The 26,320-nt window shown below is 74.0% G+C and carries 28 protein-coding genes and 2 pseudogenes; 18 read left to right on the top strand and 12 right to left on the bottom strand.

The features are described from left to right. The first annotated feature begins 215 nt into the window (after positions 1–215). The 10 genes from RB146_08500 (at position 216) to RB146_08455 (ending at position 10,360) form a co-directional block, all read left to right on the top strand. Entirely contained in the window at positions 216–1,190 is a 975-nt protein-coding gene (locus tag RB146_08500; protein ID MDQ7829021.1) for a tripartite tricarboxylate transporter substrate-binding protein, read from the top strand. Between the two features lie 4 nt (positions 1,191–1,194). After that, positions 1,195–1,665 (top strand): tripartite tricarboxylate transporter TctB family protein, encoded by a 471-nt coding sequence (locus tag RB146_08495; protein ID MDQ7829020.1) that lies wholly within the window; start codon positions 1,195–1,197, stop codon positions 1,663–1,665. Between the two features lie 15 nt (positions 1,666–1,680). After that, the gene (locus RB146_08490) at positions 1,681–3,183 is read left to right on the top strand and encodes a tripartite tricarboxylate transporter permease (GenBank protein MDQ7829019.1); all 1,503 of its coding nucleotides are present in this window, start codon (positions 1,681–1,683) and stop codon (positions 3,181–3,183) included. A gap of 91 nt (positions 3,184–3,274) precedes the next feature. Beyond that, on the top strand, positions 3,275–5,611 hold the full coding sequence (locus RB146_08485; GenBank protein MDQ7829018.1) for a penicillin-binding protein 1A: 2,337 nt from the start codon (positions 3,275–3,277) through the stop codon (positions 5,609–5,611). A 71-nt stretch (positions 5,612–5,682) separates the two neighbouring features. Next, positions 5,683–6,429, top strand: a complete 747-nt coding sequence (locus tag RB146_08480) for a YebC/PmpR family DNA-binding transcriptional regulator (GenBank protein MDQ7829017.1) — start codon at positions 5,683–5,685, stop codon at positions 6,427–6,429. Between the two features lie 230 nt (positions 6,430–6,659). Continuing rightward, complete coding sequence (locus RB146_08475) at positions 6,660–7,232, top strand: crossover junction endodeoxyribonuclease RuvC (GenBank protein ID MDQ7829016.1); 573 nt, start codon at positions 6,660–6,662, stop codon at positions 7,230–7,232. Then, positions 7,229–7,861: a Holliday junction branch migration protein RuvA gene (ruvA, locus tag RB146_08470; GenBank protein ID MDQ7829015.1), complete on the top strand. Its 633-nt coding sequence runs from the start codon at positions 7,229–7,231 to the stop codon at positions 7,859–7,861. Before RB146_08475 ends, ruvA begins: the two co-directional genes overlap by 4 nt. Positions 7,862–7,939: 78 nt before the next feature. After that, the gene (gene ruvB, locus RB146_08465) at positions 7,940–8,989 is read left to right on the top strand and encodes a Holliday junction branch migration DNA helicase RuvB (protein ID MDQ7829014.1); all 1,050 of its coding nucleotides are present in this window, start codon (positions 7,940–7,942) and stop codon (positions 8,987–8,989) included. Beyond that, positions 8,983–9,204, top strand: coding sequence for a DUF2905 family protein (locus RB146_08460; GenBank protein ID MDQ7829013.1), 222 nt, complete (start codon positions 8,983–8,985; stop codon positions 9,202–9,204). The genes ruvB and RB146_08460 overlap by 7 nt, the downstream gene beginning before the upstream one ends. Before the next feature lies 1 nt (position 9,205). Continuing rightward, entirely contained in the window at positions 9,206–10,360 is a 1,155-nt protein-coding gene (locus RB146_08455; protein MDQ7829012.1) for a SpoIID/LytB domain-containing protein, read from the top strand. Here the strand turns inward: RB146_08455 and RB146_08450 are convergent. Further along, positions 10,357–11,028 carry a deaminase gene (locus tag RB146_08450; GenBank protein MDQ7829011.1) on the bottom strand — a complete coding sequence of 224 codons (672 nt, stop codon included), beginning with the start codon at positions 11,026–11,028 and terminating at the stop codon, positions 10,357–10,359. The genes RB146_08455 and RB146_08450 overlap by 4 nt on opposite strands. Positions 11,029–11,066: 38 nt before the next feature. On the opposite strand from RB146_08450, the pseudogene RB146_08445 reads away from it, so the two are divergent. Then, a pseudogene (locus RB146_08445) lies at positions 11,067–11,510 on the top strand (DUF488 domain-containing protein). 110 nt (positions 11,511–11,620) lie between these two features. On the opposite strand, the gene RB146_08440 reads toward RB146_08445, so the two are convergent. From RB146_08440 to RB146_08430, 3 genes are all read right to left on the bottom strand, one after another. Beyond that, entirely contained in the window at positions 11,621–12,526 is a 906-nt protein-coding gene (locus RB146_08440; protein ID MDQ7829010.1) for a DNA-3-methyladenine glycosylase 2 family protein, read from the bottom strand. An 83-nt stretch (positions 12,527–12,609) separates the two neighbouring features. Continuing rightward, a complete protein-coding gene (locus tag RB146_08435) occupies positions 12,610–13,890 on the bottom strand; it encodes a Glu/Leu/Phe/Val dehydrogenase (GenBank protein ID MDQ7829009.1) in 1,281 nt (426 codons plus the stop codon). A gap of 48 nt (positions 13,891–13,938) precedes the next feature. Then, positions 13,939–14,406 carry a hypothetical protein gene (locus RB146_08430; GenBank protein MDQ7829008.1) on the bottom strand — a complete coding sequence of 156 codons (468 nt, stop codon included), beginning with the start codon at positions 14,404–14,406 and terminating at the stop codon, positions 13,939–13,941. A 144-nt stretch (positions 14,407–14,550) separates the two neighbouring features. Between RB146_08430 and yajC the strand changes: the two genes are divergently transcribed. Then, positions 14,551–14,856, top strand: a complete 306-nt coding sequence (gene yajC, locus RB146_08425) for a preprotein translocase subunit YajC (GenBank protein MDQ7829007.1) — start codon at positions 14,551–14,553, stop codon at positions 14,854–14,856. 74 nt (positions 14,857–14,930) lie between these two features. Beyond that, entirely contained in the window at positions 14,931–15,623 is a 693-nt protein-coding gene (locus RB146_08420; GenBank protein MDQ7829006.1) for an HD domain-containing protein, read from the top strand. A 15-nt stretch (positions 15,624–15,638) separates the two neighbouring features. On the opposite strand, the gene RB146_08415 is transcribed toward RB146_08420, so the two are convergent. The 8 genes and pseudogenes from RB146_08415 to RB146_08380 all read right to left on the bottom strand — a co-directional run bounded on the left by RB146_08415 (position 15,639) and on the right by RB146_08380 (position 21,484). Continuing rightward, entirely contained in the window at positions 15,639–16,460 is an 822-nt protein-coding gene (locus tag RB146_08415; GenBank protein MDQ7829005.1) for a DUF2182 domain-containing protein, read from the bottom strand. A 7-nt stretch (positions 16,461–16,467) separates the two neighbouring features. Next, entirely contained in the window at positions 16,468–17,070 is a 603-nt protein-coding gene (locus tag RB146_08410) for a DUF1326 domain-containing protein (protein MDQ7829004.1), read from the bottom strand. Positions 17,071–17,103: 33 nt separating this feature from the next. Further along, positions 17,104–17,259: a hypothetical protein gene (locus RB146_08405; protein ID MDQ7829003.1), complete on the bottom strand. Its 156-nt coding sequence runs from the start codon at positions 17,257–17,259 to the stop codon at positions 17,104–17,106. 72 nt (positions 17,260–17,331) lie between these two features. Then, positions 17,332–17,937, bottom strand: coding sequence for a methyltransferase domain-containing protein (locus tag RB146_08400; protein ID MDQ7829002.1), 606 nt, complete (start codon positions 17,935–17,937; stop codon positions 17,332–17,334). Further along, a complete protein-coding gene (locus tag RB146_08395; GenBank protein ID MDQ7829001.1) occupies positions 17,938–18,174 on the bottom strand; it encodes a zf-HC2 domain-containing protein in 237 nt (78 codons plus the stop codon). A gap of 22 nt (positions 18,175–18,196) precedes the next feature. Then, positions 18,197–18,676 carry an RNA polymerase sigma factor gene (locus RB146_08390; GenBank protein ID MDQ7829000.1) on the bottom strand — a complete coding sequence of 160 codons (480 nt, stop codon included), beginning with the start codon at positions 18,674–18,676 and terminating at the stop codon, positions 18,197–18,199. Positions 18,677–18,807: 131 nt separating this feature from the next. Next, positions 18,808–20,154, bottom strand: coding sequence for an argininosuccinate lyase (gene argH, locus RB146_08385; protein MDQ7828999.1), 1,347 nt, complete (start codon positions 20,152–20,154; stop codon positions 18,808–18,810). A gap of 92 nt (positions 20,155–20,246) precedes the next feature. Further along, positions 20,247–21,484: pseudogene (locus RB146_08380) on the bottom strand (argininosuccinate synthase). Positions 21,485–21,704: 220 nt separating this feature from the next. Here RB146_08380 and RB146_08375 point away from each other — a divergent pair. The 5 genes from RB146_08375 (at position 21,705) to RB146_08355 (ending at position 26,314) form a co-directional block, all read left to right on the top strand. Then, a complete protein-coding gene (locus tag RB146_08375) occupies positions 21,705–22,448 on the top strand; it encodes a glycosyltransferase family 2 protein (GenBank protein MDQ7828998.1) in 744 nt (247 codons plus the stop codon). After that, positions 22,448–23,161 (top strand): bacillithiol biosynthesis deacetylase BshB1, encoded by a 714-nt coding sequence (gene bshB1 / locus RB146_08370; GenBank protein MDQ7828997.1) that lies wholly within the window; start codon positions 22,448–22,450, stop codon positions 23,159–23,161. The genes RB146_08375 and bshB1 overlap by 1 nt, the downstream gene beginning before the upstream one ends. Next, positions 23,158–24,780, top strand: a complete 1,623-nt coding sequence (locus RB146_08365) for a hypothetical protein (protein ID MDQ7828996.1) — start codon at positions 23,158–23,160, stop codon at positions 24,778–24,780. The genes bshB1 and RB146_08365 overlap by 4 nt, the downstream gene beginning before the upstream one ends. Before the next feature lie 47 nt (positions 24,781–24,827). Next, positions 24,828–25,292, top strand: a complete 465-nt coding sequence (gene bcp / locus RB146_08360) for a thioredoxin-dependent thiol peroxidase (protein ID MDQ7828995.1) — start codon at positions 24,828–24,830, stop codon at positions 25,290–25,292. A 110-nt stretch (positions 25,293–25,402) separates the two neighbouring features. Continuing rightward, positions 25,403–26,314, top strand: coding sequence for a c-type cytochrome (locus RB146_08355; protein MDQ7828994.1), 912 nt, complete (start codon positions 25,403–25,405; stop codon positions 26,312–26,314). Positions 26,315–26,320 lie beyond the last annotated feature (6 nt).

The raw sequence follows: 26,320 nt of genomic DNA, 5'->3' as shown, positions 1-26,320 counted from the left end.
GATCGTCCTCCCGGTCCTCCCGCACCCCCGCCGCCCGCTCCTCCCAAGCCTCCGTCCCCGCCCGGTCCGGTCCCGCCCGAGCCACCGAAGCCGGGTCAGGTGGGGTTCTCGTCCGGGTCGGAGGACTGAGAGGAAGGCATCGGGCGAGGGCGAAAGAGGGACGGCACGACGCCCGTCACGACAACCAGCCGTCGAGACGATAGGGGGGATGGTCGTTGCGTACGACCGCTGTCGTCCTGAGCCTGCTGCTTCTGGCTGGGCTGGCCGCCATCAGCTGGGCGGCGCCCGCCGGCCCCAGCGGCCCCATCGAGCTGATCGCGCCCGCCGGGGCCGGCGGCGGGTGGGACACGCTGTGCCGCATGACCGCCCGGGCGCTGACCGCCGAGCGCCTGATCACCCAGCCAATCACCGTGACGAACATGCCCGGGGGCTCGGGCGCCGTGGCCATCGCCCACATGGTCACCCGCCGCAAGGGCGACGGGAACGTCCTGGCCGCCTTCTCCCCGGCGCTCACGCTGACCATCGTGAACCGCAACACGCCCTACACCTACCGGGACGTCGTCCCGGTGGCCTCCCTGAGCACCGACTACGGAGTGCTGGTGGTCCGGCGCGACTCGGCCATCCGCGACCTGCGCACGCTGGCGGCCGTGCTGCGCCAGAGCCCCGGCGGCGTGACCGTGGCCGGCGGGTCGGCGCCCGGGAGCATGGACCACATCATCCTGGCCAAGTGGGCCAAGGCCGCCGGGGTGGACCCCCTCAAGCTGCGCTACCTCCCCTTCCAGGGCGGCGGCGAGGCGCTGGCCGCGGTCCTGGGCGGCAGCGCCTCGGTCCTCACCACCGGCGCCAGTGAGGTCATCGGCCAGCTCGAGGCGGGCCAGGTGCGGGTGCTCGGGATCTTCGCCGAGCGGCGCCTGGGCGGGCCCTTCGCCGGGGTGGCCACCGCCGGCGAGCAGGGCTTCGGCGTGACCTTCCCGATCTGGCGCGGGTTCTACGCCCCGCCCGACAGCCCGACGGTGCGCTTCTGGGAGGAGACGCTGGTCCGGATGAGCCAGTCGCGGGAGTGGGCGAAGATCCTCGACGAGCTGAAGTGGTTCCCCTTCGTGCTCACCGGCGACCGCTTCCGCCGCTTCCTGGAGCAGGACACGGCGAACTTCGAGGCACTGCTCAAAGACCTGGGCTTCGTGAAGTAACGCCGTGGACCGCCCGCCTGCCGCCCGGCGGGTCGACCGCAGCGACGCCGGCGCCGCCCTCGTCATCCTCCTGGGGGCGGCGCTGTACGTGCGGGAGGCGCTGACCTTCCGGCCCTTCCTGCGGACCGAGCCGCTGGGGCCCTCGACCTTTCCGCTGCTGGTGGGCGGGATGATGCTGCTGCTGGGGGCGGCGCTGCTGCGCTCGGCCCTGCGCGGCGGGACGCCCGGCCCCGGCGGGGGCGTGGCGCGCTACTGGCGCCCCGGGGCGCTGTGGGGTCTCGTCCTGCTGTACGCCCTGGCGCTCACGCCGCTCGGCTTCCCCCTCACCACCGGGCTCTTCCTGCTGCTGGGCTTTCTGGTCACCGGCGTCCGCCCGGCGCGCGCCCTGCTGCTCGCCATCCTCCTCACGGCGGCGATGTGGTACGGCTTCCGCCTCCTCGGGGTGCGCCTGCCGGCGGGCGAGCTGTTCCGCTGAGGCGCGGCCGGCGCCGTGCTGGAGATCTGGCAGCACCTGCTCTTCGGCCTGCAGATCGCCCTGGAGCCGCGCCACCTGGCGCTGGCGTTCCTCGGGGCGCTGCTGGGGACAGTGGTGGGGGTGCTGCCGGGCATCGGGCCGGTGGGCGGGATCGCCCTGCTCCTGCCGGTGGCCTTCACGCTCGGCCCCACGGGCGCCATGATCATGCTCACCGCCCTCTACTACGGGACCATGTACGGCGGGTCGACCACCTCCATCCTCATGAACGTCCCGGGGGAGGCCTCCTCGGTCGTCACGGCCTTCGACGGGTACGCCATGGCCCAGCAAGGGCGCGCCGGTCCGGCGCTGGCGGTGGCCGCGGTGGCGTCGTTCATCGCCGGCACCCTCTCCATCGTGGCCCTCACGCTCTTCTCCCCGCCGCTGGCCGGGTGGGCGGTGCGCTTCGGCCCGCCCGAGTACTTCGCGCTGATGGTCTTCGGGCTCTCGGCCGTGTCCAGCCTGGCCGGGGAGTCGCTGGTAAAAGCCCTCATCGCCATGGGGCTGGGCCTCATGCTGGCGACCGTGGGCACCGACCTGGTGACCGGCGTCCCGCGCTACACCTTCCACGTGCCCTACCTACTGGACGGCGTGGACTTCGTCATCGCCGTGATCGGGCTCTTCGCCGTCTCGGAGGTGCTGGTGGCGGTCGAGGAGCTGGCCGGGGAGGTGCGGCCGCGGGTGGCGTTGCAGCGCGTCTGGCTCTCGGTGCGGGACCTGGCCGAGTCGTGGTGGGCGATCCTGCGCGGGACGGTGGTGGGGTTCTACATCGGCATCCTGCCGGCGGCCGGGGCGACCATCGCCTCCTTCCTGGCCTACAGCCTGGAGAAGCAGGTGGCCCGCGACCCCCACCGCTTCGGCCGCGGGGACATCCGCGGCGTAGCCGCGCCGGAAGCGGCCAACAACGCCGCCGCGGTGGGCAACATGATCCCCATGCTCACCCTGGGGATCCCCGGGTCCTCCACCACGGCCCTCATGCTGGGCGCGCTGCTCGTCCTCAACGTCATCCCCGGCCCCCGACTCTTCCAGCAGCACCCCGACGTCATCTGGGGCCTGGTGGCCAGCATGTACGTCAGTAACCTCATGCTGCTCGTCCTCAACCTCCCGCTGGTGGGGCTCTTCGTCCGCATCCTCGACATCCCCCCGCGCGTCCTCCTGCCGGTCATCCTGGCCGTCGCCCTGGTGGGCACCTACGCGGTGAACTCCAGCGCCTTCGACCTGCTGCTGACGGCGGTGCTGGGGCTGCTGGCGTACTACCTGCGGCGGAACGGCTACCCGCTGGGCCCGGCGGTGCTGGGGCTGGTGCTGGGGGACCTGATGGAGCAGAACCTGCGCCGCTCGCTCATCATGAGCGACGGGAGCCTGGCCATCTTCGTCACGCGGCCGGTGACCGCCACCTTCCTCCTCCTCTCGGCGCTCTCCCTGGCCGCGCCCGCCCTGCTGCGCGAGTGGCGGCGGTTCCGCACGGCCGACGTGGTCTGACCCGCACGGCCGACGTAGCCTGACCCGCCCCGACCGGCGCCTCAGCCTCGCCGCCGCGGCGCGGCCGCCTCCGGGTATAGAATGAAGTACTGTGGCCAGGCGCGCCGTCCCACCCCGCCGTCCCTCCTCCCGCCGTTCCCCGGGCGCCCACCGGGCAGGACGCGGCCTCCGCAGCCTCCACCCGCTCCTCCTCGTCGGCCTCGTGGTCGGCCTGGGGGCCGTGCTGGCGATCGGCACGGGCGTGGGGGTGCTCGTGGCGATCAGCCGCGACCTGCCGGACGTCACCGCCGTCTACCACCCGCCCGCCCAGGCCACGCGCATCTACGCCGCGTCCGGGGAGCTCGTGGCCAGCCTCTATCGGGAGAACCGCATCCCCATCCCGCTGGAGGCCGTGCCCCGGCACGTCCAGCAGGCCGTCCTGGCCATCGAGGACGCCCGCTTCTATCAGCACCCTGGAGTGGACCTCACCGGTATTGCCCGGGCCATCTGGCACAACATCCGCTCCGGGGAGATCGTCGAGGGCGGGAGCACCATCACCCAGCAGCTCGCCCGCACGCTCTTCCTCTCGCAGGAGCGCGTGCTCAGCCGCAAGCTCGCCGAGATCGTGCTGGCCCTGGAGATCGAGCGCCGCCTGACCAAGGACGAGATCCTGGAGCGCTACCTCAACGAGGTCTACTTCGGCCAGGGGGCCTACGGCATCGAGATGGCGGCCCGCGTCTACTTCGGCAAGCCGGCGCGCGAGCTCACGCTGGGGGAGGGGGCGGTGCTGGCCGGCATCATCCGCGCGCCGTCGGCCTACTCGCCCCACACCAACCCGCAGGCGGCGCGGCGGCGGGCGCGGCTGGTCATCGACCGCATGGTGCACCTGGGGATGATCACGCCCGCGCAGGCGGGGGCGGTGCTGCGCCACCCGGTGACCTTCACGCCGCCCGCGAATGCGGGCCTGGTGGGGATCCGCGCCCCCTACTTCATCTCCTTCGTCCTGCCCCAGCTCCTCGGACGCTTCGGTGAGGAGCTGGTCTACCGCGGCGGCCTCTCCGTCTACACGACGCTGGACACGCGCCTGCAGGCCCTGGCGGAGACGGTGGTGCGCCGCGGCATCGACGAGGGCCTGGCGGCCGGCCTCCGCACCTCCCAGGCGGCGCTCGTGGCCCTCGACCCGCGCACCGGGCACGTGCGGGCGATGATCGGCGGCTACGACTTCGACCAGACCCAGTTCAACCGGGCCTGGCAGGCGCGCCGCCAGCCCGGCTCCGCCTTCAAGCCCTTCATCTACGTCACCGCGCTGGCCAACGGCGTGCCGCCCTCGCGCGTCCTGGTCGACGCGCCGGTGGCCTACCGCATCCCCGGCGCGGGCGTATGGCGGCCGAAGAACTACGACCGCCGCTTCCGCGGGCCCATCACGCTGCGCCGCGCCCTCGAGCAGTCGGTGAACGTCCCGGCGGTGCGCATGCTCAGCGAGCTCGGGCCCGACCGGGTGGTCGAGTATGCGCGGCGGATGGGCATCAGCAGCGACCTCCGCCCCCACCTCTCGCTGGCCCTGGGCACCTCGGAGGTCACCCCCCTGGAGCTGGCCTCGGCCTACGGGGTCCTGGCCAACCTGGGTGTGCGCGTGGCGCCGGTGGCCATCCTGAAGGTCACCGACGCCAGCGGCAAGGTGCTCTACGAGCACTTCCCCGACCGGGAGATCGCCCTGGCGCCGCCGGTGGCCTACCTCATGACCGACATCCTCAAGGGGGTCATCACGCGAGGCACCGGGCGGGCCGCCAATATCGGCCGGCCGGCGGCGGGGAAGACCGGCACGACCGACGACTACCGCAACGCCTGGTTCATCGGCTACACGCCGACGCTGGTCACCGCCGTCTGGGTAGGGAACGACGACAACACGCCCATGCGGCGCGTCGTCGGCGGCGGGCTGCCGGCCAAGATCTGGGCGGCGTTCATGCGCCCGGCCCTGGAGGGCGTCCCGCCGGAGGACTGGCCCCGCCCCGACGGCGTGGTGGTCCGCGGCGGGGAGCTCTACATCCGCGGCACGGAGCCAACGCCCCCGCCACCCCCGCCGCCCTCGCCGCCGCCGCTGCCTCCCGAAGCGGGGTCGAACGGGGTCGAGCCCGCGGGGACCGCAGAGACGCTGGCGCTGACGGTCACCGAACCGCAGGACGGGGCCCACGTCCGCACCCCGGTGGTCATCCGCGGCGTCACCGCCCCGGGCGCCACCGTGGCCATCACCATCCTGGCGGACGGCGGCCTGGTGGCGGTGCGCCTCGTGGAGACCTACCTCCCCGCCGACGCGCAGGGCGTCTTCACCTACCGGTTCGCCCCGTCCATCCCCATTCCCGGGATGCGGTACGCCATCACGCTCACGGCGCGCCTCCCCGGGGGCGCCACCGCCACCCAGACCCTCACCATCACGGAAGCGCCTCCCTGAGGGCGCCCGGCACCGCGGCCGTCTAGCCGTATAATTGAGGCGGCGTTGACTCCTCCCCCGGAGGCCCGACCATGTCCGGCCACTCCAAGTGGCACAACATCCGCATCAAGAAGCAGAAGATGGACCAGGTCCGCGGCCGCCTCTTCAGCCGCCTGTCGCGGGAGATCACCGTGGCGGCCAAGGAGGGCGGCGGCAACCCCGAGGCCAACCTGCGGCTGCGCGCCGCCATCGAGCGGGCCCGTGACGCCGGCATGCCCAACGAGAACATCCAGCGGGCCATCCAGCGCGGCACGGGGGAGGGCGGGGGCGCGGCGCTGGAGGTGGTGGTGTACGAGGGGTACGGGCCGGGCGGCGTGGCCGTGCTGGTGGAGGCGCTCACCGACAACCGCAACCGCACCGCCAGCGAGATCCGCGCCATCTTCCGCGACCATGGGGGGCGGATGAGCGAGGTGGGCTCGGTGGCGTGGATGTTCGACCGGAAGGGGTCGATCGTCGTCGACCGGACGGCGGCCGACGAGGACGCGGTGATCACCGCAGCGCTGGAGGGCGGGGCGGAGGACGTCCGGACCACCGAGGACAGCTACGAGATCGTCACGGCCCCGGAGGACCTCTACCGGGTGAAGCAGGCCCTCGAGGCCCGCGCCATCCCGGTGACGACGGCGGAGATCAGCATGGTCCCGAAGAGCCTGGTCCACCTGGAGGGCCGGGAGGCCCAGCAGGTGCTGCGCCTGCTGGAGGCCCTGGAAGAGCACGACGACGTGCAGCGCGCCTACGCCAACTTCGACATCCCGGAGGAGATCCTGCAGCAGGTCGGCTAGCTGAACCCGTATACGGCCTCCCTCCTGCCGATGGGAGGGATTGACGAGCGCGATCGGCGTGGAGGGAGGCGGATGGCGGCCGCATCGACTGGTTCCTCGGCGGGATCCTGCTGGCCATCCTGGTGCCTGCCCTCATGCGCCTCTTCTTCCCCTGGGTCTGACGGGCCGGAATTCCCCTGGTCGGACGGGCCAAAAGGGGAGCGGTGACGCAACGGCGAACATCCGTGCGGATGACCGTCGTACTCGGCATCGATCCCGGTCTTCGCGCCACCGGCTACAGCATCATCCAGGGCGATCCCTCGGGCGTGCGGCTGGCCTCGGGGGGCGTCGTCCGAGCCGCCTCGTCCGACCTCGGCGGCACGCTCCGCGCCCTGCACCACGCGCTCCGCCGACTGCTGGCCGATTGCCGGCCCGACCTCGTGGCCCTGGAGGACCTCTTCGCCCACCCGGCCTTTCCCCGCGCCGCGCTGGCGGTGGCCCACGCCCGCGGGGTGGTGTGGCTGGCCGCGGAGGAGGCAGGGGTCGGCGTCCTCTCCCTGGCCCCGGCCGAGGTCAAGCGCGTGCTGACCGGCTCGGGCCGGGCCGCCAAGGGACAGATGGCGCGAGCGGTGAGCCGGCTGCTGGCCTGCACGGTGGACGACGCCCACGTGGCGGACGCGGCGGCGCTGGCCCTCACCGCCCTCTCCCGCCGCGGCGTGCCGTTGCAGCCTTCGTCGCGATCGCATTCGGCGGCGCCGTCGAGGTCGGTCGCGCGGGTCGCCGCCAGGACGGTTGCCGCCCCTGTGCCCCGAGGTGGCGGATGATCGCCTTCCTGCGCGGCCGGGTCCTGCGGCGCGCTGAGGACCGGGTCGTCGTCGAGGCGGGCGGTGTGGGGTACGAGGTCCACCTGCCGGCGGTGGTGGCGCGCGGGCTGCAGGCGGCCGGGGAGGGGGAAGAGGTGGCCCTCTTCATCTCGTACCACGTCACGCCCAACCAGCCGCGGCCGCTGCTGGTGGGGTTCCGCCGCGAGGTGGAGCAGGAGTTCTTCGAGCGCTTCATCACCGTGGACGGCGTGGGGCCGGCCAGGGCGGTCCGGGCCATCACCCACCCCGTGGCGGCCATCGCCGAGGCCATCGAGCGCAAGGACGTGGCCTTCCTGCGCCGCCTGCCGGGGATCGGGCAGCGCACGGCGGAGAAGATCGTCGCCGCCCTGCACGGCAAGATGGGGAAGTACGCCCTCCTGCAGGAGGCGGCCCCGGCAGAGGCGGCACCGCCCGCCGAGGACTTCCGGGCCGAGGTGGTGGAGGTCCTCACGCGCCAGCTGGGGCACCGGCCCGCCGAGGCGCGGCGGATGGTCGAGGAGGCGCTGCGGCGCAACCCGGCCATCGCCGACGCCGAGGCCCTCTTCCAGGAGGTCTACCGGGTGCGGCAGGCGGCGGAGGCCCCGGCGTGACGGGTCATGGGCGCGGAGCGGCCCGGGCCGGGAAGCGTGGCCGCCGGCCCGGGGAGCGCGGCCACCGGAGGGAGGACGATGGCGCCTGAGGGCGCGCGCGACCGGCGCGGTGCGGCGGCCGGCGGGGCGGTGGCGGCGGACGAGGAGGTCCTCATCCGCAGCCTGCGACCGCAGCGGCTCGACGAGTGCATCGGGCAGGCCCGGGTCATCGAGGGACTGCGCATCAGCCTGCAGGCCGCCCGCGAGCGCGGCGAGCCCGTGGACCACATCCTGCTGCACGGCCCCCCCGGGCTGGGGAAGACGACCATCGCCGGCGTGGTGGCCAACGAGATGGGCGGCCACTTCGTCCAGACCTCCGGCCCGGCCCTGGAGCGCGGCGGCGACCTCATGGGGATCCTGACGAACCTGGAGCGCGGGGACGTCCTCTTCATCGACGAGATCCACCGCCTGCCGCGGGCGGTGGAGGAACTCCTCTACCCGGCCATGGAGGACTTCTGCGTCCACTTCGTCATCGACAAGGGCGCGCACGCCCGCACGCTGCGCTACCGGCTGAAGCCCTTCACCCTGGTGGGCGCCACGACCCGCGCCGGGCTGCTCTCCTCGCCGCTGCGCGAGCGGTTCGGCATCGTCCACCACCTCGACTTCTTCCCGGTGGAGGACCTGGAGCGCGTCGTCCTGCGCTCGGCGGCCATCCTGGGGGTGGAGGTCACCCCCGATGGCGCCCACGAGATCGCCCGCCGCGCCCGCGGCACCCCCCGCATCGCCAACCGCCTGCTGCGGCGGGTGCGCGACTTCGCCCAGGTGCGGGGGGACGGGCGCATCACGGGGCCGCTGGCGCGGGAGGCGCTAGACTTTGAAGGGGTGGACGACGCCGGGCTCGACGAGCTGGACCGCCGCCTGCTGCGGGGGGTCATCGAGGTCTACCGGGGTGGCCCGGTAGGGATCGAGGCGCTGGCGGCGACGCTGAACGAGGAGGTGCAGACGCTGGAGGAGGTGGTGGAGCCCTTCCTGCTCACGCGCGGCTTCCTCTCGCGGACGCCGGCCGGCCGCCGGGCCACCCCCGCGGCCTACCGCCACCTCGGCCTGACCCCGCCGGAGGGGGGACGCGACCAGGGGCAGCTATGGTGAACGACCTCGCGCCCATCGGCCGGGTGCTCATCCTCCTGGGCGTGGTCCTGGTCGCGGTCGGCGTGCTGGTCACGGTGCTGGGGCGGATCCCGCGCCTGCCCGGGGACATCGTCATCCGACGGGACGGGTTCATCTTCTACTTCCCCATCGTCACGAGCCTGGTGCTCAGCCTGCTCCTCACCATCCTCCTGACGGTCGTGTTGAGCCGCCGCTGACATGGGCTCCCCGGCGCGCCTCGCCTTCCTGCTGGCGGCGCTGGCCGTCGCGCTCGCCGGCGGGCTCGTGCCAGCACGGCACACCCGCGCCTCCGCCGGACAGCTCGTACGGGTGGGGATCCTCCTGGCGCAGCCGTCGGTGACCGTCTCGACACCGGCGCCCGCCACCCTCGGCGATCCGGCGAGCCAGCAGGCGGAGGCCCTCCCGGCGGGGACCTACGAGTTCCGGCCGGTGCCGGGCGGCATCACCGCAGCCGGGCGGACCTATGGCCCCGTCGTCCGGCTCCAGCCGACCTCAGCCCCCCTGGCCGTCGGCTCGCGCGCCTACCGCGGCGTGATCGAGCTGCGGCGCGCCGGTCAGGGGATCACGGTGGTGAACGAGCTCGACGTCGAAGAGTACCTCTACGGCGTCCTGAAGATGGAGGTCGACCCACGGTGGCCGGCGGAGACGCTGAAGGCGCAGGCGGTGGCGGCGCGCACCCTGGCCTTCGCCTCCCTGGGGCGGTTCGCCGCCGAGGGGTACGACCTGCGGGCCACCACCGACTCGCAGGTCTACGGCGGGGTGAACGCCGAGGACCCGCGGGCCACGGCGGCGGTGGACGCCACCCGGGGAATGGTGGCCACATATGGCGGCAGGCCCATCTTCGCCGCCTACCACGCCGACTCGGGAGGGATGACCGAGGCCAGCGAGCTGGTGTGGGGCGTGGCCTATCCCTACCTGCGCTCGGTGCCGGATCCCTGGGTGGAGGGCTCCCCGGTAGGCCAGTGGCTCACCCGCGTCGACCTCCCGGAACTGGAGGCGCGGCTGCGCCGGGCCGGCCGGCCGGTGAGCGGCGTGACGGGGGTCGAGGTGGCCGCTCTCTCGCCGTCGGGGCGCGTCCTGGCCGTGCGCGTCACCGGCGGCCACGGGACGCTCGAGCTGAAAGGGACCGAGTTGCGGACGCTGGTGGGGGTGAGCGTCCTGCGCAGCACGCTCTTCACCCTGCGCCTCGTCCCCAACGACGAGGTGGCGGCCGCCGAGTTCCAGGGGCGCGGCTCGGGGCACGGCGTGGGGCTGAGCCAGTGGGGCGCGCGCGGCATGGGGCTGGCGGGACGCTCCTACGTGGAGATCCTGCAGCACTACTACCGGGGGGTGCAGGTGGAGCGACGCTCTTAGGGCGGAGGGGCGGGGACGGCGAGACGGGCGCGCGCGACCGTGACCATCTCGCCGAGCCAGGTCCAGACCCGCGCGGCCGCGATCCCCTGGTCGCGCCAGCGGCGCAGGTCGCCGGAGGCGAAGAGCTGCCAGCCCACCTCCACACCGACCGGCGTCACCTGACGGTACGCCTCCACGATGCGCCCCTCCCGGGTCGGGTGGCCGTGGAGGAAGGACTCCACCGTCGCCGCTACGATGGCTTCCTCCAGGTCGGGGTCCTCCGGTCCCTGGACGGCGATCCCCTTGCCGGCCAGGTAGGGCGTGAGCCGCAGCAGCGCCACCCCGCCGGCCCAGGGCTCGCGGCTGGCGTAGTGCAGGCGGCGGATGTGGGCCACGGCCAGGGCGCCGACGCACAGCGGGCAGGGTTCGCTCGTGGCGTAGAGCGTGCAGGCGCGCGGGTCGACGGCGGGGCTCAGGACGAGCAGCGCGTTCAACTCGGCATGGGCCAGGCGCACCCCGGCCAGGGGCAGCACGCCGGTGTGCGCGTCCCGGCGGCGGTTCCGCCCGCGGCTCTGGATGCGCCCCTCGCCGTCCACCACCACGGCCCCGGCGGGGACCGAGCCGGCGCAGTACGCCGCCCAGGCTTCCTCCAGGCACGCCTGCCAGGGGGCGGCCAGACGCTCCCACATGGCAAGTCTCGCCTCCTTCCCGCCTCCTCCCTGCCCAGGTGGTGAGCGCGACAGACCTTTCCGCCGCCCCGGGGAGCCCGGCGTGCCTGGGGCCCCGCACCGTGCACACGGTCGGCCACTCGACCCGCACGCTGGAGACCCTGCTCGCCCTCCTCGACGCCCACCGCATCGAGCACCTCGTCGACGTGCGGCGCTGGCCCTCCTCGCGCCGCTTCCCGCACTTCCACCGGGAGCCGCTGGCCGCGGCCCTGGCCGACCGCGGGATCGCCTACACCTGGCGCGAGGACCTCGGCGGCTACCGGCGGCCCGAGGCCGCCTCGCTCAACACCGGCTGGCGTGTCGGCGCGTTCCGCGCCTACGCCGACTTCATGCTCACGGAGGCCTTCGAGCGGATCATGGAAGAGCTGGAAGCGCTAGCCGCCGGCCGGCGGGTGGCCCTCATGTGCGCCGAGGCGGTGCCGTGGCGGTGCCACCGGCAGCTGCTGGCCGATGCCTTCCTCGTGCGCGGGTGGGGGGTGCGCCACATCCTCGAGGACCGCTGCGAGGCCCACCGCCTGCCGCCTTTTGCCCGCGTGGAGGGCCGGCGCCTCCTCTACCCGGGACCGCCGCCCGCCGCGCCACGGCTCTCTTCAGGTCCCGCGCCGGCCTCGGGTGCCTCCCCGCCATCGTCTGCGCCGCCGCCGAGCACCAGGCCCCGCCGCGCCAGGCCGTCCAGCAAGAGGTGGAAGTAGACCAGCCCCGCGTAGGGCTGCCAGGGGGCGAGCAGGCGCTGGACCTCGTCGCGGTCCGGCCGGTGCGGGAGGCCGAACCAGCGCTGCAGGCTGGCCTGTGCCCCCAGGTCGTCGGCCGGGAAGACGTGCAGCCGCCCCAGCCCGCGCAGGAGCACGTACTCGGCGCTCCACCGGCCGATGCCGCGCAGGGCCAGCAGCCGCCCCATCGCCGCCGCGTCGCTCAGGCGGCGCAGCCCTTCCAGGTCGAGCCCCGCCCGCACCGCGCGGGCCAGCTCGACGATGGCCTCCGCCTTCGCCCGGCTGAAGCCGAGGCGGTGGAGCGCCGCCGGGGGGACGCGCGCCAGGTCCTCGGGGGCCGGGAAGGCCCACCCGCCGCCCCGAGCGGGCCGGCGGCCGAAGGCCAGCGCCAGGCGGTTGAGGAGCGTGAGCCCCAGCGCGAGCGAGACCTGCTGGCAGGCGATGGCGTTCACGACCGCCTCGAAGACGCTGGGGAACTGGGGCGGCCGCAGGCCGCGGAAGCGGTGGGCCAGCGGCCCCAGGCGCGGGTCGAACGCGGCCATGCGGTAGAAGGGGGCCAGGTCCACCCGGAGCCCGAGCACGCGCTCGAGCCACCGGCGGATGGCCGGCGTGGCCGTCGCCGGCGTCCCGGCGGCCTCGACCAGGAGGCGTGGCGCCGCGGGCGGGCCGGTCTGGGTGACGCGCACCGTCACCGCCTGCCCGTCGAGGAGGAGGACGCGGCGGTAGGCATCCTCCTCCAGGCAGTCCACAGTGTAGAGGGGGCGGCGGCGCAGCAGCCAGACGGTCAGGTCGAGCCGGAAGGGCGGGGCGGGGCGGAGGCGCAGGACCAGGGCTACGGGTAGATGCCGCGGCGCATCAGTGCCGCGGCGACGCGCTGGACGCCCAGGACCAGAGCGGCGGTGCGCAGGCTGACCCGCTCCGCCTCCGCCAGCGCCCAGATGCGCTGGAAGCCGCGCACCATGATGGCCTCGAGGCGCCGGGTGATCTCCTCCTCCGACCAGAAGAAGGACTGCAGGTCCTGCACCCACTCGAAGTAGGAGACGACGACGCCGCCGGCGTTGGCCAGGATGTCCGGGACGACGGTCACGCCGCGGCGGGCCAGGATCTCGTCCGCCTCGGGCGTCGTCGGGCCGTTCGCCCCTTCCACGATCACCCGCGCGCGGATGCGCCCGGCGTTCTGCCAGGTGATCTGGCCCTCCAGCGCCGCCGGCACGAGGACGGTGCAGGGCAGCTCCAGCAGCTCGGCGTTCGTCACCGGCTCCGCTCCCGGGAAGGCGACGACGCTGCCCGTGGCGCGGACGTGGCGCTCCACGGCCGGGATGTCCAGCCCGCCCGGCTGGTAGATGCCGCCGTGCACGTCGCTCACCGCCACGACCCGGCACCCGGCCTCGTGGAGGAGGCGGGCCGCCACCGAGCCGACATTGCCGAAGCCCTGCACGACGACCGGTTCGCCCGCCAGCGGCAGCCGGAGGGCCCGCGCCGCCTCCCGCACGATGATGGACACCCCGCGTCCGGTGGCCTCGCGCCGGCCGGCCGAGCCGCCGATGGCCAGCGGCTTGCCGGTGACGACGGCGGGGACCGAGTAGCCGCGGTGCATGGAGTAGGTGTCCATCATCCAGGCCATGACCTGCTCGTTCGTCCCCACGTCCGGCGCCGGGATGTCGCTCTTCGGGCCCATGATGATGGCGATCTCGGTGGCGTACCGGCGGGTCAGGGCCTCCAGCTCGCGCGGGGAGAGGCGGTGGGGGTCGCAGGCCACGCCGCCCTTGGCCCCGCCGTAGGGGAGGTGCATCAGGGCGCACTTCCACGTCATCCACATGGCCAGCGCCCGCACCTCGTCCAGGTCCACCCGCGGGTTGTAGCGGATGCCCCCCTTCGTGGGACCGAGCACGGTGCTGTGCATGACGCGGTACCCGGTGAAGACGCGCACGGTGCCGTCGTCCATCTTCACCGGGAAGTGCACGGTGAACTCCCACTCGGGGACGCGCAGGTACTCCCGCAGGCCGCGCTTGAGGGCGAGGCGCTCGGCCGCCTGGTCGAACTGGCGCTGGGCCATCGCCCACGGGTTGTCGCTGACATGCGGTGCGGTCGGGGTGAGGACGTCGCGGTCCATGGCCGTCAGGACGCGGTCAGGTCGTGGGCGGCCCCGGTGCCCGGGGCGTCACTCCACCCGCGTCCAGCCGCGCCGCTCGGGCGTCCATTCGCTGAGGGGCCGCCCGAGGTAGTCCCGCTCCTCGACGCGGTAGCCGGCCGCCTCCAGCCGCCGTCGGGCCTCGCGGTAGTACCGGTAGTCCACCTGGATCGCGTTGCGGCGCAGCGGGTTGGGATAGCCGCTGATCCCGCCGAGGAGCTTCTTCAGGTTCTCCTGGTCCTCCGGCCCGCCGACGATGTCCACGGCCTGGTTCACGGTGCCGTAGGCCACCACGGTGCGCCCCTCGATCTTGTCCACGGGCCGCCCGCCCGGGTTCACGGAGGAGACGGGGACCTCCAGCGTCCGCGCCGCCGCGGCCTGGGGCGCCGCCGCGGCCTGCCCGGCCTGCGCAGCCGCCCGCTGCCGCTTGATCGCCTCCACCTTGGCGCGCGCGGCGGCGATCTTCTCCTCCCGGGAGAGCTCCCGTTCCTCGGCCATCCGTCCTCCTCCCCGCAGACGTGCTATGGTAGCGGTGCTATTGTAGCGGGCGCGTCGGCAGCCCGGCGAGGGGCCCGGGCGGTCGGGAGCGGTCGGGACGCCGTCCGCCGGCGGCGCTGCGGCGCCCGGAGAGGAGTCGTGTCGATGACCAGCCAGCAGCTGGCGGGGCTCATCCCGCTGCTCGTCTTCTTCGTGCTGATGTACCTGCTCTTCTGGCGGCCGCAGATGGTGCAGATGCGGCGGCGCCGGGAGATGCTGGCGGCGCTGCGGCCGGGCGACCGCGTCGTCACCATCGGCGGCCTGCACGCCACCATCCTCGAGGTGAAGGACGACGTCCTGGTGCTGGAGCTGGCCCCCAACGTGCGCGTGCGGGCCGACCGCGCCGCCGTCCAGAGCGTGCGCGGCCGGGTGGCGGCGATGCCGGAGCGCGCCGCCGGGGGGCGGCGGTGAGGGTGGCGCGGGCGCGGGCCCGCCGGCGGGTCGTCCCGCCGGCCCCGCCGGCGCCGGAGGAGGCGGCGGGGGCCCTGGTCGAGACCACCCCGCCGCCGCAGCGGCCGGGGGTCTCGCTGGAGGAGGTCAAGCGCGACCCCGAGGTGGCCGCCTACATCGAGAAGGCCAACGAGTACACCGGCGCCATCGGCTACACGGAGCACGGCTTCCGCCACGCCAACCTGACGGCCAACATCGCCTACAACATCCTCAAGCGACTGGGCTACGACGACCGCCAGGCCCAGCTCGCCGCCGTGGCCGGCTACCTGCACGACATCGGCAACCTGGTGGGTCGGGTGAACCACGAGCACACCGGGGCGGTGCTGGCCGGTGGGATCCTGGCCCGCCTGGGGATGGCCCCGGACGAGCGGGCGGTGGTCATGGGGGCCATCGGCAACCACGAGGAACCGCACGGCGAGCCGGTGAGCGCGGTGGGCGCCGCCGTCATCCTCTCCGACAAGTCGGACGTCCACCGCACCCGGGTGCGCAACCCCGACCCGACCACCTTTGACATCCACGACCGGGTGAACTACGCGGTGGAGCACTCCTTCCTGCGCGTGGACGAGAAGAGCCGCACCATCACCCTCGAACTGGTCATCGACACCGAGAGCTCGCCGGTGATGGAGTACTTCGAGATCTTCCTCACGCGCATGGTGATGTGCCGGCGGGCCGCCGAGTTCCTGGGGTGCTCCTTCAAGCTGACCATCAACGGGGTGAAGCTGCTCTAGCCGTCGCGCCGGCCACTACGCCCCGCGCACCAGGCGGCCCAGGGCCCAGAGCACCAGCAGCACGCCCACGGGACGGGTGAGGGCCCGTCCCCAGGGCGCGGCGCGTTCGGTGCCCATGACCGCGCCCAGCACCAGCATCCAGGTCAGGTGCCCCACCCCCACGGCGAACATCAGGAGCATCAGCGTCCAGCAACACCCCACGCAGAAGAGCCCGTGGTCCACCCCCAGCCGGAAGGCCTCGAGCGCGGGCCGCCGGCCGCGCCACCGTTCGGCTACGAACAGGTAGGGGGACCGGCAGGCCTGCAGGCAGCGGTCCTTCAAGCCGGTGAACTGGTAGAGCCCGGCGGCCAGCAGGACCGTGGGGAGGAGCAGCGCGGCCGCCGCCGCCCCGGCGCCCGCGCGGTCGACGACGACGTGGACCACCCGGTCGCCGGTGTAGGCCCCCAGGCCGAAGAGGCCCCACACGCCTAGGTACCCCGCACTCAGGGCGACGAGCAGCCCCCCGCGACGGCGGCGGTGGTGCACCATCCGCCGGAAGAGGGTGAGGAGCGGCAGGCTGGCGGGGAGCATCATCGCCACCGTCATGAGCACCCACCCGCCGACGAAGAGGCCGAGGCGGAGCGCCGGGGAGGATCCCGCTGGCGGAGGGAACACCTCCCCGGCGTCGCCGTGGCCCAGGAAGACCGCGTAGGGGGACCGCCCCCAGGCCGCCAGGGTCAGCCAGGCGAAGAGGACCACCGCGGCTACCGCCAGAGTGTACCAGCGGCGGTCGTCGGACGTGCGCAGCGCGTCGATCATAGACGGTGCGGACCCGTCGCCCAGCGGCCCGGTGCGCACGGGCGCCTCAGGCGGCGAAGCGGAACGAGCCCAGGACGGCGTTCCGGCCTTCGAAGGCCCAGGCGATCCCGTGGGCGGGGATCGTCGCCCGCAGCGAGGGCGCCGTGCCCACAAACGCCGGCGAGCCCGGGATCGTGCTGAAGACGCTGTCCACCAGCGTCGTCGGCCGCCCCTGCAGGTCGGTCAGGGGCTCCATCTCCCCGCTGATCTCGTCGCCCACGCGGACCGTCCCCCGGCCCTCGGCCATGTGGAAGTCGATGGGCACGTCCTGCACGCCCAGCACCTCGCCGATGAGCGGCGCCAGGTCGGCCAGCGGCCCACCGAGCCGGCCGGTGTGGGCTGCCAGGATCGCCTCCTTCTGCCGCGGCGTGGCCCGCCGGTCGACGTAGGCCACGACCTTCCACCCGCCCTGGAGGACGTTGCCGGGGATGTGGACCGCCAGGGCCAGGGTGAGGCCGGAGACGTCCACCCCGTCGATCTCCCCCCGGTCGTAGTGGTAGGCGATGAGCCCGTCGCACTGGCCCCCGTCGGGGTCGCGGCCGACCCAGCAGGGGCAGATGGCTGCGCACGAGCAGGCTTCCAGCAACTTGCCCTCGATGGCGTATCCCATGTCTCCCTCACCTCCCGGTGATGATGGTGGCGGTCAGGGAGCGGCGGGCTTCCGCGCCCGGAAGGTCACCGAGCGGGTCACCGTCGCCTGTCGCTCCGGCGGGATGAGCCGTCGCACCAGGTCTAGCAGGTCCGGAGTGAGCAGCGGGTAGGCGCCCCACTGCTCCGGCCCGAAGGGCCGCTCCTCCACCCGCTCGACCGCCTCGAAGCCGGCCTTGCGCAGTTTGGCGGCGAAGGTCCCCTCCGCCAGCGCTCCCGAGATTCACCCCGCCCAGGCGGCCGGGTGAGTCCGGATCTCCGGCGGCAGGTCCTCGTCCACCACGATGTCGGCGGCCACGAAGCGCCCGCCCGGGCGCAGGATCCGGAAGACCTCGGCGAAGACCCGCGACTTGCGCGGCGAGAGGTTCACGGTGCCGTTGGCGATGGCCACATCCGCCACGCCGTCGGGCAGGGGGATGGCCTCGAGCTCCCCCTGGACCCACTCCACGTTCGTCGCGCCCGCCGCCTGGGCGTGGCGCGCCGCCGCCTCGAGCATCTCCGGGAGGATGTCGAGCCCGATGGCCCGCCCCTGGGGCCCCACAGCCCGGGCCGCCAGGATCGTGTCGATCCCCCCGCCACAGCCCAGGTCCACCACCACCTCGCCCGGCCGGAGGTCGGCGTGGCGGATCGGGTTGCCGACCCCCAGCGCCTGGGCGACGGCGCCGGCGGGGAGCGCCGCCAGCTGCTCCGGATCGTAGAGGGCGGCGGCCGCTCCCGTCTCCTGGCCGATGATCTCCCGGTAGGCGGCACGGACCGACGCCTTGATGGCGTCCTGGCCCAGCAGGTCGCCCGACTCCACTGCGCCGAGGTGACGGTGCGGATCCGCCATCTACTCAACCTCCCCGATGCCCCTGACGAAGGCTTCCAGCCGCTGGCGCGTCGCCTCGTCCACCGCCGAGTCTCCGGAGGCACGCAGACGCTCGCGCAGGTGTTGGGCGAAGCGCAGCTCGCCGCAGCAGTGGAGGCACAGCCCCAGGTGCTCCTCCAGCTCCGCCTCCTCCACCCGCCCGAGATGGCGGTCTAGGTACGCCCACAGGCGGGCCACCGCTTCGCGACACGTGATCATGTCCGACCGTCCCGGTGCGTGATCATCCCCGAGCCTCCCGGTGCAGCAGTCCGTTGGTGGTGGCGAACTGCCAGAGCTCGCGTTCCAGCCGCCGGCGGCCCCTCGAGAGCATGGACAGCACGGTGCCCAGGGGGACGCGCATGCTCTCGGCCACCTCGCGGGCCTTGAAGCCGTACACGTACGCCAGGATCAGGGCGGTGCGGTACCCGGGCGGGAGCGCGGCCAGCACGGCGATGACCTTCTCGCTGTCGAAGAGGTCGAGGAAGTCCAAGTGCAACCGGTCGTAGTAGGCCCGGGTGGTGATGCGGGTGAGCCACAGCCGGCCCCGCTCGTGGTGACGCAGCCGGGGGAAGCCGCGGAAGGCCCGCAGCAGCGCGTCCTGGACGAGGTCCTCGGCCCCCTCGCGCTGGCCGAGCAGCCTGACCGCCAGGCCGTACAGGTAGCCGAGATGGGGGAGGACGAACGCTTCGAAGTCGCGCTCGACGGCAGCAGGCCGACTCACCGGTTCCACCCTCATCGCGTCCCTACTAAGAGACGCACCGACGGGCCCGTTCTATTGCAGGGGGACGGTGGGATCCTCGTCGGCTGCGGGGGAGGCCGTGGTTGCCCTCCCCGGGGCAGCGGCGGCCGGGCTCAGGCCAGGGCGGCCAGCGCGCCCTCGAAGCGCTCCCGCTCCTCCCCGACCCGCGCCCGCTCCGCCTGCCATCGGGCCCGGGCGCCCTCCAGGCCCAGGTTGCCCGGGGCCCCCTCGGAGGAGCGCCGGGCCAGGGCCGCGGCCAGGTCGGCGGGCCGCTCCACCGGTACGACGCCTGTGGCCACCTGGCGGTAGGCGTCCCGGAAGGGGACCCCCGCGGCGACGAGCTGCAGCGCTGCGTCCGTGGCGAAGAGCTCCGGCGTGCAGGCGGCGGCCAGCCGCTCCGGGTCGGGGGTGGTGTGGGCCACCGTGAGGGCCATGACGCGCAGGCAGGCCGTCACGGTGTCGAGCCCCTCCATGAGCGGGCGCTTCGTCTCCTGCAGGTCGCCGTTGTAGCCCGAGGGGCAGCCGGCGACGATGGTCCCCACCTGCGCCTGCAGGCCGATCACCCAGCGGCAGCGCGCCCGCACCAGCTCCACGGCGTCCAGGTTGCGCTTCTGGGGCATGATCGAGGAGCCCGTGGCCAGCTCCTCGGCCACGCGGAAGAAGCCGAACTCGCTGGTGGTGAAGAGCAGCAGGTCCTCGGCCAGCTTCGCCAGGTCCACGGCCACCTGGGCCGCGGCCTGCAGCGCCGCCAGCTCGAACTTCCCCCGGCTGTTCTGCACGTAGAGGACGTTGGGCTGCACCCGGGCGAAGCCCAGCAACTGCGCCGTGTAGGCGCGGTCGAGAGGGAGGGGGACCCCGTAGCCGGCCGCCGAGCCGAGCGGGGACTGGTCGTTCAGCCGGTAGGCGGTCTCGCACAGCGTCAGGTCGTCCAGCAGGGCCTCGACGAAGGCGCCGGCCCACAGCCCCACCGAGGAGAGCATGGCCCGCTGCAGGTGGGTGTAGCCGGGCATGGGCAGGTCGCGGTGGCGGGCGGCGAAGTCGAGGAGCGCCTCGGCGCAGGCCAGGACCGCCTCCTGCAGGTCGAGGAGCGCCCGCTTGGTGTACAGCCGCAGGTCGACCAGCACTTGGTCGTTGCGGGAGCGCCCGGTGTGGAGCTTCTTGCCCAGGTCGCCCAGGCGCTCCACCAGCAGCCCTTCCACCTTCGTGTGGATGTCCTCGTCCTGCACCGTCAGGGTGAGGCGTCCCTGGCGCGCCTCGGCCAGCAGCTCACGCAGCGCCGCCTCCAGGCGCGCCACCTCCTCGGCGGTGAGGATGCCGATGCGGCCGAGCATGCGGGCGTGGGCGATGGAGCCCAGCAGGTCGGCCCAGGCCAGGCGCTGGTCCAGCCAGACGTCGTCCCCCACCTCGAAGCGCTCGATCGCCTCGTGCAGCCGGTAGCCCTTCTCCCAGAGCTTGCTCACGCCACCGCCTCCTCGGGCCGTCGCGGTCCCCCCGGCCTCCCGCCGTCGTCGTTGACGGCGCCGGGGCGCCGTCGGCGCCGGTCACCGGGACCTCACCCTGGCGTTCGGGCCCGGCGCAGGGCCAGCACCTGGTAGGGCAGGCCGCGGATCTGCGCCGCCGGGCCGCACAGGCGCTGGTCGAAGCCGCCCGAGGCGATCGAGCGCAGCTGGGGGGCAAAGAGCGCCTGGGGGGAGGTGCGCCCCGTGATCTCCACGCTGCCCTTATACAGCCGCAGCGTCACCATCCCCTCCACGACCTCCTGGGAGCGGGCGATGAAGGCGTCCAGGTCCTCGCGCAGCGGGTGGAACCAGTCCCCGTGGTAGACCAGCGCCGCCCAGGCCTGGTCCACCCCGCGCTTGAACTGCACCTCCTCCTTGGTCAGGGTGAGCTGCTCCAGGTCCCGGTGGGCCCGCAGGATGACGGTCGCCGCCGGCGCCTCGTAGACCTCCCGCGACTTGAGGCCCATGATGCCGTCCTCCAGGATGTCGATGCGCCCGACGCCGCACTGCCCGGCCCGGACGTTGAGCGCCTCCACCAGGTCGGCCAGCGCCAGCGGCTCGCCGTCGAGCGCCACGGGGACGCCCCGGGCGAACGTCAGGGTGACGGTGACGGGCCGGTCCGGGGCGCGCTGGGGGGGACGTACCACCGCCAGACCGCGTCCGGGATCTCGGTCTCCAGGCCCAGGCCGCCGCTGGCGATGGAGCGGCACCACAGGGTCTTGTCGTCCCCGCCGGGGATGGGCTCGTCCACGGGGATCCCGAAGTGGGCGCACAGCGCCTGCTCCTCGGTGCGGGTCAGGTCGAGGTCGCGCACGGGGACGAGGACGGGCAGGCCGGGGGCGAACAGCGTGAAGACGTTGTGCATGCGGTACTGGTCGTTGCCCTTGCCGCTGGACCCCTCGGCCAGCGCGTCGCACCCCAGGGCCAGTGCCTGCTCCGCCACGATGCGGGCGATGAGCTGGCGGGTCATGGCCGTGGCCACCGGGTAGCCCAGGTAGTCGGCGTTGGCCCGGATGGCCGGGGCCAGCCAGTCTCGGGCGAACGCCTCGCGCGCGTCGACGACGTGCGGGGTGATCCCCAGCCCGGCGGCCTTGCGGGCGGCGGCGGCCAGCTCCTCGGCGCCCTGGCCGACGTCCACGGTGATGGGGACGACCTCCTCGACACGGTAGACCTCGCGCAGGAGGGCGACGCACAGCGAGGAGTCCAACCCGCCGGAGTAGGCCAGGGCGACCCGCCGCACCCCCGGTGGGCGCACGGCCGTCAGCTTCCACAGCGGTGGACTCGTCGTCATGCGCTGCCCCTCCCGTCGCACGCTGATGTGAATCATCATGCACGATATCGAATAAATATGCAAGCCCGCCGCGAGCCCGGCCACGCAGGTGCGGTCCCCGGATCCGCTCCGCCTCGCCCCGCACCGACGGGCTCGAGCCCGCCCACAGCGCGGCGGGTTCCGGGACTGGCAGCACGGCGGGTCCGGGGGCTGGAGCGCGTGCGCTATACTGGCTGGAGGCATGGAGAACCGCGCGCTCGTGGTCGTCCCGCTCTACAACGAAGAGGCCACCCTGCGGGAGGTGCTGTCGGAGGTGCGCAGTGCCGTCCCCGCCGCCGACGTCCTGGTGGTGGACGACGGCTCCACCGACTGCTCGCCGGCGATCCTGGCCGAGGCCGCCGCCCGTGACCCGCAGGTGCGCGTGCTGACCCACCCGGACAACCTGGGGTACGGGCAGGCGCTCATCGACGGCTTCACCTGGGCTGTCCAGCGCGGCTACCGCCGGGTGGTCACCATCGACTGCGATGCCCAGCACGAGCCCGCCCGCATCCCCGCCTTCCTGGCGGCGCTCGCCGACGCCGACATCGTCTCGGGCAGCCGCTACCTCGACCCGGCGCTGCGAGGCGACCCGCCGCCCCCTGACCGCCTGGCCCTCAACCGCGAGACGACGGCGCTCCTGCGGCGCCTCACCGGGTACCCCCTCACCGACGCCTGGTGCGGGTTCAAGGCCTACCGGGGCGAGGCGCTGGCGCGGCTGCGGCTGGACGAGCCGGGCTACGGCCTCCCCCTCCAGGTGTGGATCCAGGCCTGGCGGCTGAGGCTGCGCGTGGTGGAGCTGCCGGTCGCCCGGGTCTACAAGAACCCGGCGCGGCGCTTCTGGGGCGGGCTCGACGATCCCGAGACGCGGCGGCGCTACTACCGCTCGGTGCTGGAGCGGGAGCTGGCGCGGGCCGGGCTCTCCCTGGCGCTCGCCTCGGCCGAGTGATGCGCATCCTGGCCATCGGGCCCCACCCCGACGACGTGGAGATCGGCATGGGCGGGACGGTGGCCGCCCTGGTCCGCCAGGGCCACAGCGTGGTCCTCTGCGACCTCACCAACGGCGAACCCACGCCGCGCGGCAGCCCGGAGCGCCGGGCGGTGGAGGCCGCCGAGGCGGCCCGGGTGCTGGGGGTGGAGTGGCGCATCACCCTGCCGCTGCCCAACCGTGAGGTCGCCGACACCGTGGAGGCCCGTCGCCAGGTCGCCGAGGTCATCCGGGAGGTGCGCCCCGACGTGCTCTTCGTCCCGTACTGGGTGGACGCCCACCCCGACCACGTCGCCGGGGCGGCGCTGGGCGAAGCCGCCCGCTTCTACGCCAAGCTCACCCGGACGACCATGCGCGGCGACCCCACCTACCCGTCCCGGGTCGTCCACTTCATCACCTCCCACTACCGCCTGCACGTGACGCCCACGTTCCTCTTCGACATCAGCGCCACGATGGAGCAGAAGCTGCGGGCCGTTGCCGCCTACCCCTCCCAGTTCGCCGACGAGGAGGGCGGCATGCCGATCCTGGAGATGCTGCGCGAGGTGGCCCGCTACTGGGGCCACCTCATCGGGTGTCGCTACGCCGAGCCCTTCGTCACCCGGGAGCCCGTGGGGCTGTCCAGCCTGGAGGGCTTCGTCCTCGGCGCGCGATTGGACACCAAGTCCCGCCTGTGAACGGCGCGCCCGACCGGGTCCTCGTCCCCGACCAGGAGCTGGAGGTTCCCGCCGCCTCCGGCGAGGTGCTCCTCCGGCCGTCCGGGGACCTCCGGGCGGTGGCGCGGGCCAACGCCGCGCGCCTGGACGCCGCCCGGCTGGCGCCGCTGGACCTGGACCTGGGCCCGCTCCGCCGCGAGGCCCGCACGGAGGCCCTCCTGCTGGCGCGGCGGTACACGGCCGCGCTCGGCCTCGCCGTCCCCGGGGGGACCGACGCGGAGGCACCGGACCTCCTCTTCGTCACCGGCCACCAGCCGGTCTTCCCCCACCCGGGGATCTGGGTGAAGTACCTCCTCCTCGATCGCCTGGCCCGACCCGGCGCCCCCGGGCTGGTGGTCGTCGTGGACAGCGACGCCATGGACGACCTCGCCGTGGAGGTCCCGGCGCTCGCCGTCGAGACCGCACCCGGCCTGCCCCGCCTGGTGGAGCGGCGCCGCGAGGTCCTCCGGCACGGCAGCCCGGACCGGCCCTACGAGGGGCAACCCCCACCGGACGAGGCGGAGTGGGCCGGCTTCCTGGAGCGGGTCGGTCGCCACCTGGCTACCCTCCCCGACCCCGAGCTGCACCGCCGCTGGGCCGCCTTCACGGCGCTGGGCCGGCCGCAGGCGGACTCCCTGGCGGCCTTCCTCACCGTGCTGCGCCGGCGCTACGAGGGACCGCGCCGATTGCTGGACCTGCCGGTCTCACTGCTGGCCGGCACCGCCGCCTTCAGGCGGTTCGTCCTGGCCGTGGCCCGGGACGCCCGCCGCTTCGCCGAGATTCACAACCGCCACCTGGAGGCCTACCGGGCCCGCCACCGCATCCGCACCACTGCGCAGCCCTTCTCAAACCTGGAGGTGGCGGGCGACCGGGTGGAGCTGCCCTTCTGGTGTCTGGTGGAGGGCCGCCGGGCCCGTCTCGTGGCCGACCTGGCCCGGCGCCGGTGGGGGCCGGACGGTGAAGCGCTGGTGCCCATCCCGTCCGGGCCGCACGCGCCGGAGTTCGACGCGCTGCCCGTCCGCCCCCGGGCGCTCACCCTCACCGCCTTCGTCCGGCTCTGCCTGGCCGACCTCTTCGTGCACGGGGTGAGCGGGGGGCGCTACGATCGGGTGACGGACGCGGTGGTGCAGGCGTACTTCGCGGTGGCGCCCCCGACCTACGCGGTGGCGAGCGCCACCCTGCACCTGCCGCTTCGAGGGGCGACGGATCCGGCGGCGGCGCGGCAGGCGGTGCAGCGGGCCCTCCAGGACGCGCGGCACAACCCGGAGCGCCTCCTGGCCGCCCCCACCCCGGCGCAGCGGGCCCTCATCGAGGAGAAGTGGCGGCTGATCGCCCGGCTGCGCGAGTCCCCGCTTACCCGACGGGAACGGCGGGCGGCCACGCAGGCGATCCGGCGGATCAACGCGCAGCTGGCCGAGGGGACGCGGGCGCACGCGGCGGTGCTGGAGGCGGCGCTGGCCCGGCTCGAGGCGCCGGGGGCCCAGGACGCGGTGACCTACCGCGGCTACCCGTTCTTCCTCTTCCCGGTGGAGGAGGTCGACGCCCTGGTGGACCGGATGGTCGAGAGCAGCGAACGTGGGCCGGGCGGGCGAGAGCCGTGAATCGGGTCGAGCGGAGTCAGGGCGAGGGTGAGGAGGTGAGCAAGGCGATGGCCGCGCTGAGCGTGGGCATGGAGGCTCCCGACTTCACGCTGCCGGACGCGGAGGGGCGTCCGGTGCGGTTGCGCGACTTCCGCGGGCGTACCGTCGTTCTGTACTTCTACCCCAAGGACGACACCCCGGGCTGCACCGTCGAGGCGTGCGGCTTCCGCGACGCCTACGACCGCTACGTGGAGGCCGGGGCGGTGGTGATCGGCATCAGCCCCGACGACGTCGCCTCCCACGCGCGCTTCGCCCGCAAGTACGGGCTCCCCTTCCTGCTGCTCGCCGATCCCGATCACCGGGTGGCGGAGGCGTACGGGGTGTGGAAGGAGAAGCACCAGTACGGCCGGACCTTCTGGGGGATCGAGCGGACCACCTTCGTCATCGACGAGGAGGGGAGGATCAGCCGGGTGTTCGAGCGCGTGCGGCCGCAGGGCCACAGCGACGAGGTGCTGGAGGCGCTGCGCCGGTGAGCGGCCCGGTGCCGGTGAGCAGCCGGGCAGCGGTGAGCGGCCCGGCGCCGGCGAGGGGACCGGGCCGGACCGGGCGCGCCCCCAGGTGGGGCTCGTGCGGGCGGGCCGCCGTGACCCTGGCCGCGGTCCTGCTCCTCGCCGCCTGCCAGCCCACGGTGCGCCTCCAGACCCCGCCGCTCCCGGAGGTCCCGCTGGAGGCGCACCCCATCGTCCCTGTCGTCCCCTCGGCGGAGGCGGGGCGGGTGGTCTTCGAGCGCAACTGCGCCTTCTGCCACGGGACGGCCGGACGGGGAGACGGGCCAGCGGCGCGGGGACTGCGGGCCCCGCGGAAGAACCCCTTCACCGACACGATGCGCCTGCTGGGGATCCGGGTGCGCGGCGAGGACCTCCCCTCGCGCCCGGCCAACTTCACCAACCTCGTGCAGATGCGGCTGAACAGCCCGGCCGCGATGTACGAGACCGTCACCCTGGGGCGGCCGCACACGGCGATGCCCGCCTTCGGCCCCGATCCGGCCTACGGCGCCAACGACGGGTTGCCCGACCGCCGGGACGGGACGAAGCGCTTCCTCCCGGACGCCGACCGGTGGCACGTGGTCTTCTACGAGTGGACCTTCGCCACCTCGCCCCAGCAGATCGCCCGCGGCCAGGCCCTCTACCAGGCACGCCCCTTCGACCTGGAGGTGGCCGGGGCGGGGCGCGGCCCGGTGACGTGCGCGGGGTGCCACGGCCCCAACGGCGACGGGCGGGGCGGGCGGCTCAGCGGGCTGATGGCCCGCACCCGGTGGGGGTGGATGCTGGGGCGCGGTCCCGGGATCTTCACCGACCGGGACTTCATGGTGAAGCGCAAGCCCACCGAGCTCTTCGCCGGCATCACCGACCGTCACCCCTTCGTCCGGATCCCCGGCCGGCCGCAGGTGCCGGCCTACAAGCGCCTCCTGCGCGAGGACGAGCTCTGGGCCCTGGTCGACTACCTGTGGACCTTCGTCTACCGCTACGCCCCGCCAGCCGCGGGCGCGCCTTGATTCACC

The sequence above is a fragment of the Armatimonadota bacterium genome, assembly GCA_031081585.1.
Lineage (GTDB): Bacteria > Sysuimicrobiota > Sysuimicrobiia > Sysuimicrobiales > Humicultoraceae > Geohabitans > Geohabitans tengchongensis.
This window is presented reverse-complemented; position numbering and strand designations above follow the sequence as displayed.

What these genes read in the sequence shown, in the direction of transcription:
- RB146_08450 (MDQ7829011.1), bottom strand. Translation starts at nt 11,028, where the DNA reads ATGTGGGAGCGTCTGGCCGCCCCCTGGCAGGCGTGCCTGGAGGAAGCC.
- RB146_08400 (MDQ7829002.1), bottom strand. Translation starts at nt 17,937, where the DNA reads ATGGCGGATCCGCACCGTCACCTCGGCGCAGTGGAGTCGGGCGACCTG.
- bshB1 (MDQ7828997.1), top strand. Translation starts at nt 22,448, where the DNA reads ATGCGCATCCTGGCCATCGGGCCCCACCCCGACGACGTGGAGATCGGC.
- RB146_08375 (MDQ7828998.1), top strand. Translation starts at nt 21,705, where the DNA reads ATGGAGAACCGCGCGCTCGTGGTCGTCCCGCTCTACAACGAAGAGGCC.
- RB146_08480 (MDQ7829017.1), top strand. Translation starts at nt 5,683, where the DNA reads ATGTCCGGCCACTCCAAGTGGCACAACATCCGCATCAAGAAGCAGAAG.
- RB146_08410 (MDQ7829004.1), bottom strand. Translation starts at nt 17,070, where the DNA reads ATGGGATACGCCATCGAGGGCAAGTTGCTGGAAGCCTGCTCGTGCGCA.
- ruvB (MDQ7829014.1), top strand. Translation starts at nt 7,940, where the DNA reads ATGGCGCCTGAGGGCGCGCGCGACCGGCGCGGTGCGGCGGCCGGCGGG.
- bcp (MDQ7828995.1), top strand. Translation starts at nt 24,828, where the DNA reads ATGGCCGCGCTGAGCGTGGGCATGGAGGCTCCCGACTTCACGCTGCCG.
- RB146_08455 (MDQ7829012.1), top strand. Translation starts at nt 9,206, where the DNA reads ATGGGCTCCCCGGCGCGCCTCGCCTTCCTGCTGGCGGCGCTGGCCGTC.
- yajC (MDQ7829007.1), top strand. Translation starts at nt 14,551, where the DNA reads ATGACCAGCCAGCAGCTGGCGGGGCTCATCCCGCTGCTCGTCTTCTTC.
- RB146_08475 (MDQ7829016.1), top strand. Translation starts at nt 6,660, where the DNA reads ATGACCGTCGTACTCGGCATCGATCCCGGTCTTCGCGCCACCGGCTAC.
- RB146_08460 (MDQ7829013.1), top strand. Translation starts at nt 8,983, where the DNA reads ATGGTGAACGACCTCGCGCCCATCGGCCGGGTGCTCATCCTCCTGGGC.
- ruvA (MDQ7829015.1), top strand. Translation starts at nt 7,229, where the DNA reads ATGATCGCCTTCCTGCGCGGCCGGGTCCTGCGGCGCGCTGAGGACCGG.
- RB146_08395 (MDQ7829001.1), bottom strand. Translation starts at nt 18,174, where the DNA reads ATGATCACGTGTCGCGAAGCGGTGGCCCGCCTGTGGGCGTACCTAGAC.
- RB146_08435 (MDQ7829009.1), bottom strand. Translation starts at nt 13,890, where the DNA reads ATGGACCGCGACGTCCTCACCCCGACCGCACCGCATGTCAGCGACAAC.
- RB146_08430 (MDQ7829008.1), bottom strand. Translation starts at nt 14,406, where the DNA reads ATGGCCGAGGAACGGGAGCTCTCCCGGGAGGAGAAGATCGCCGCCGCG.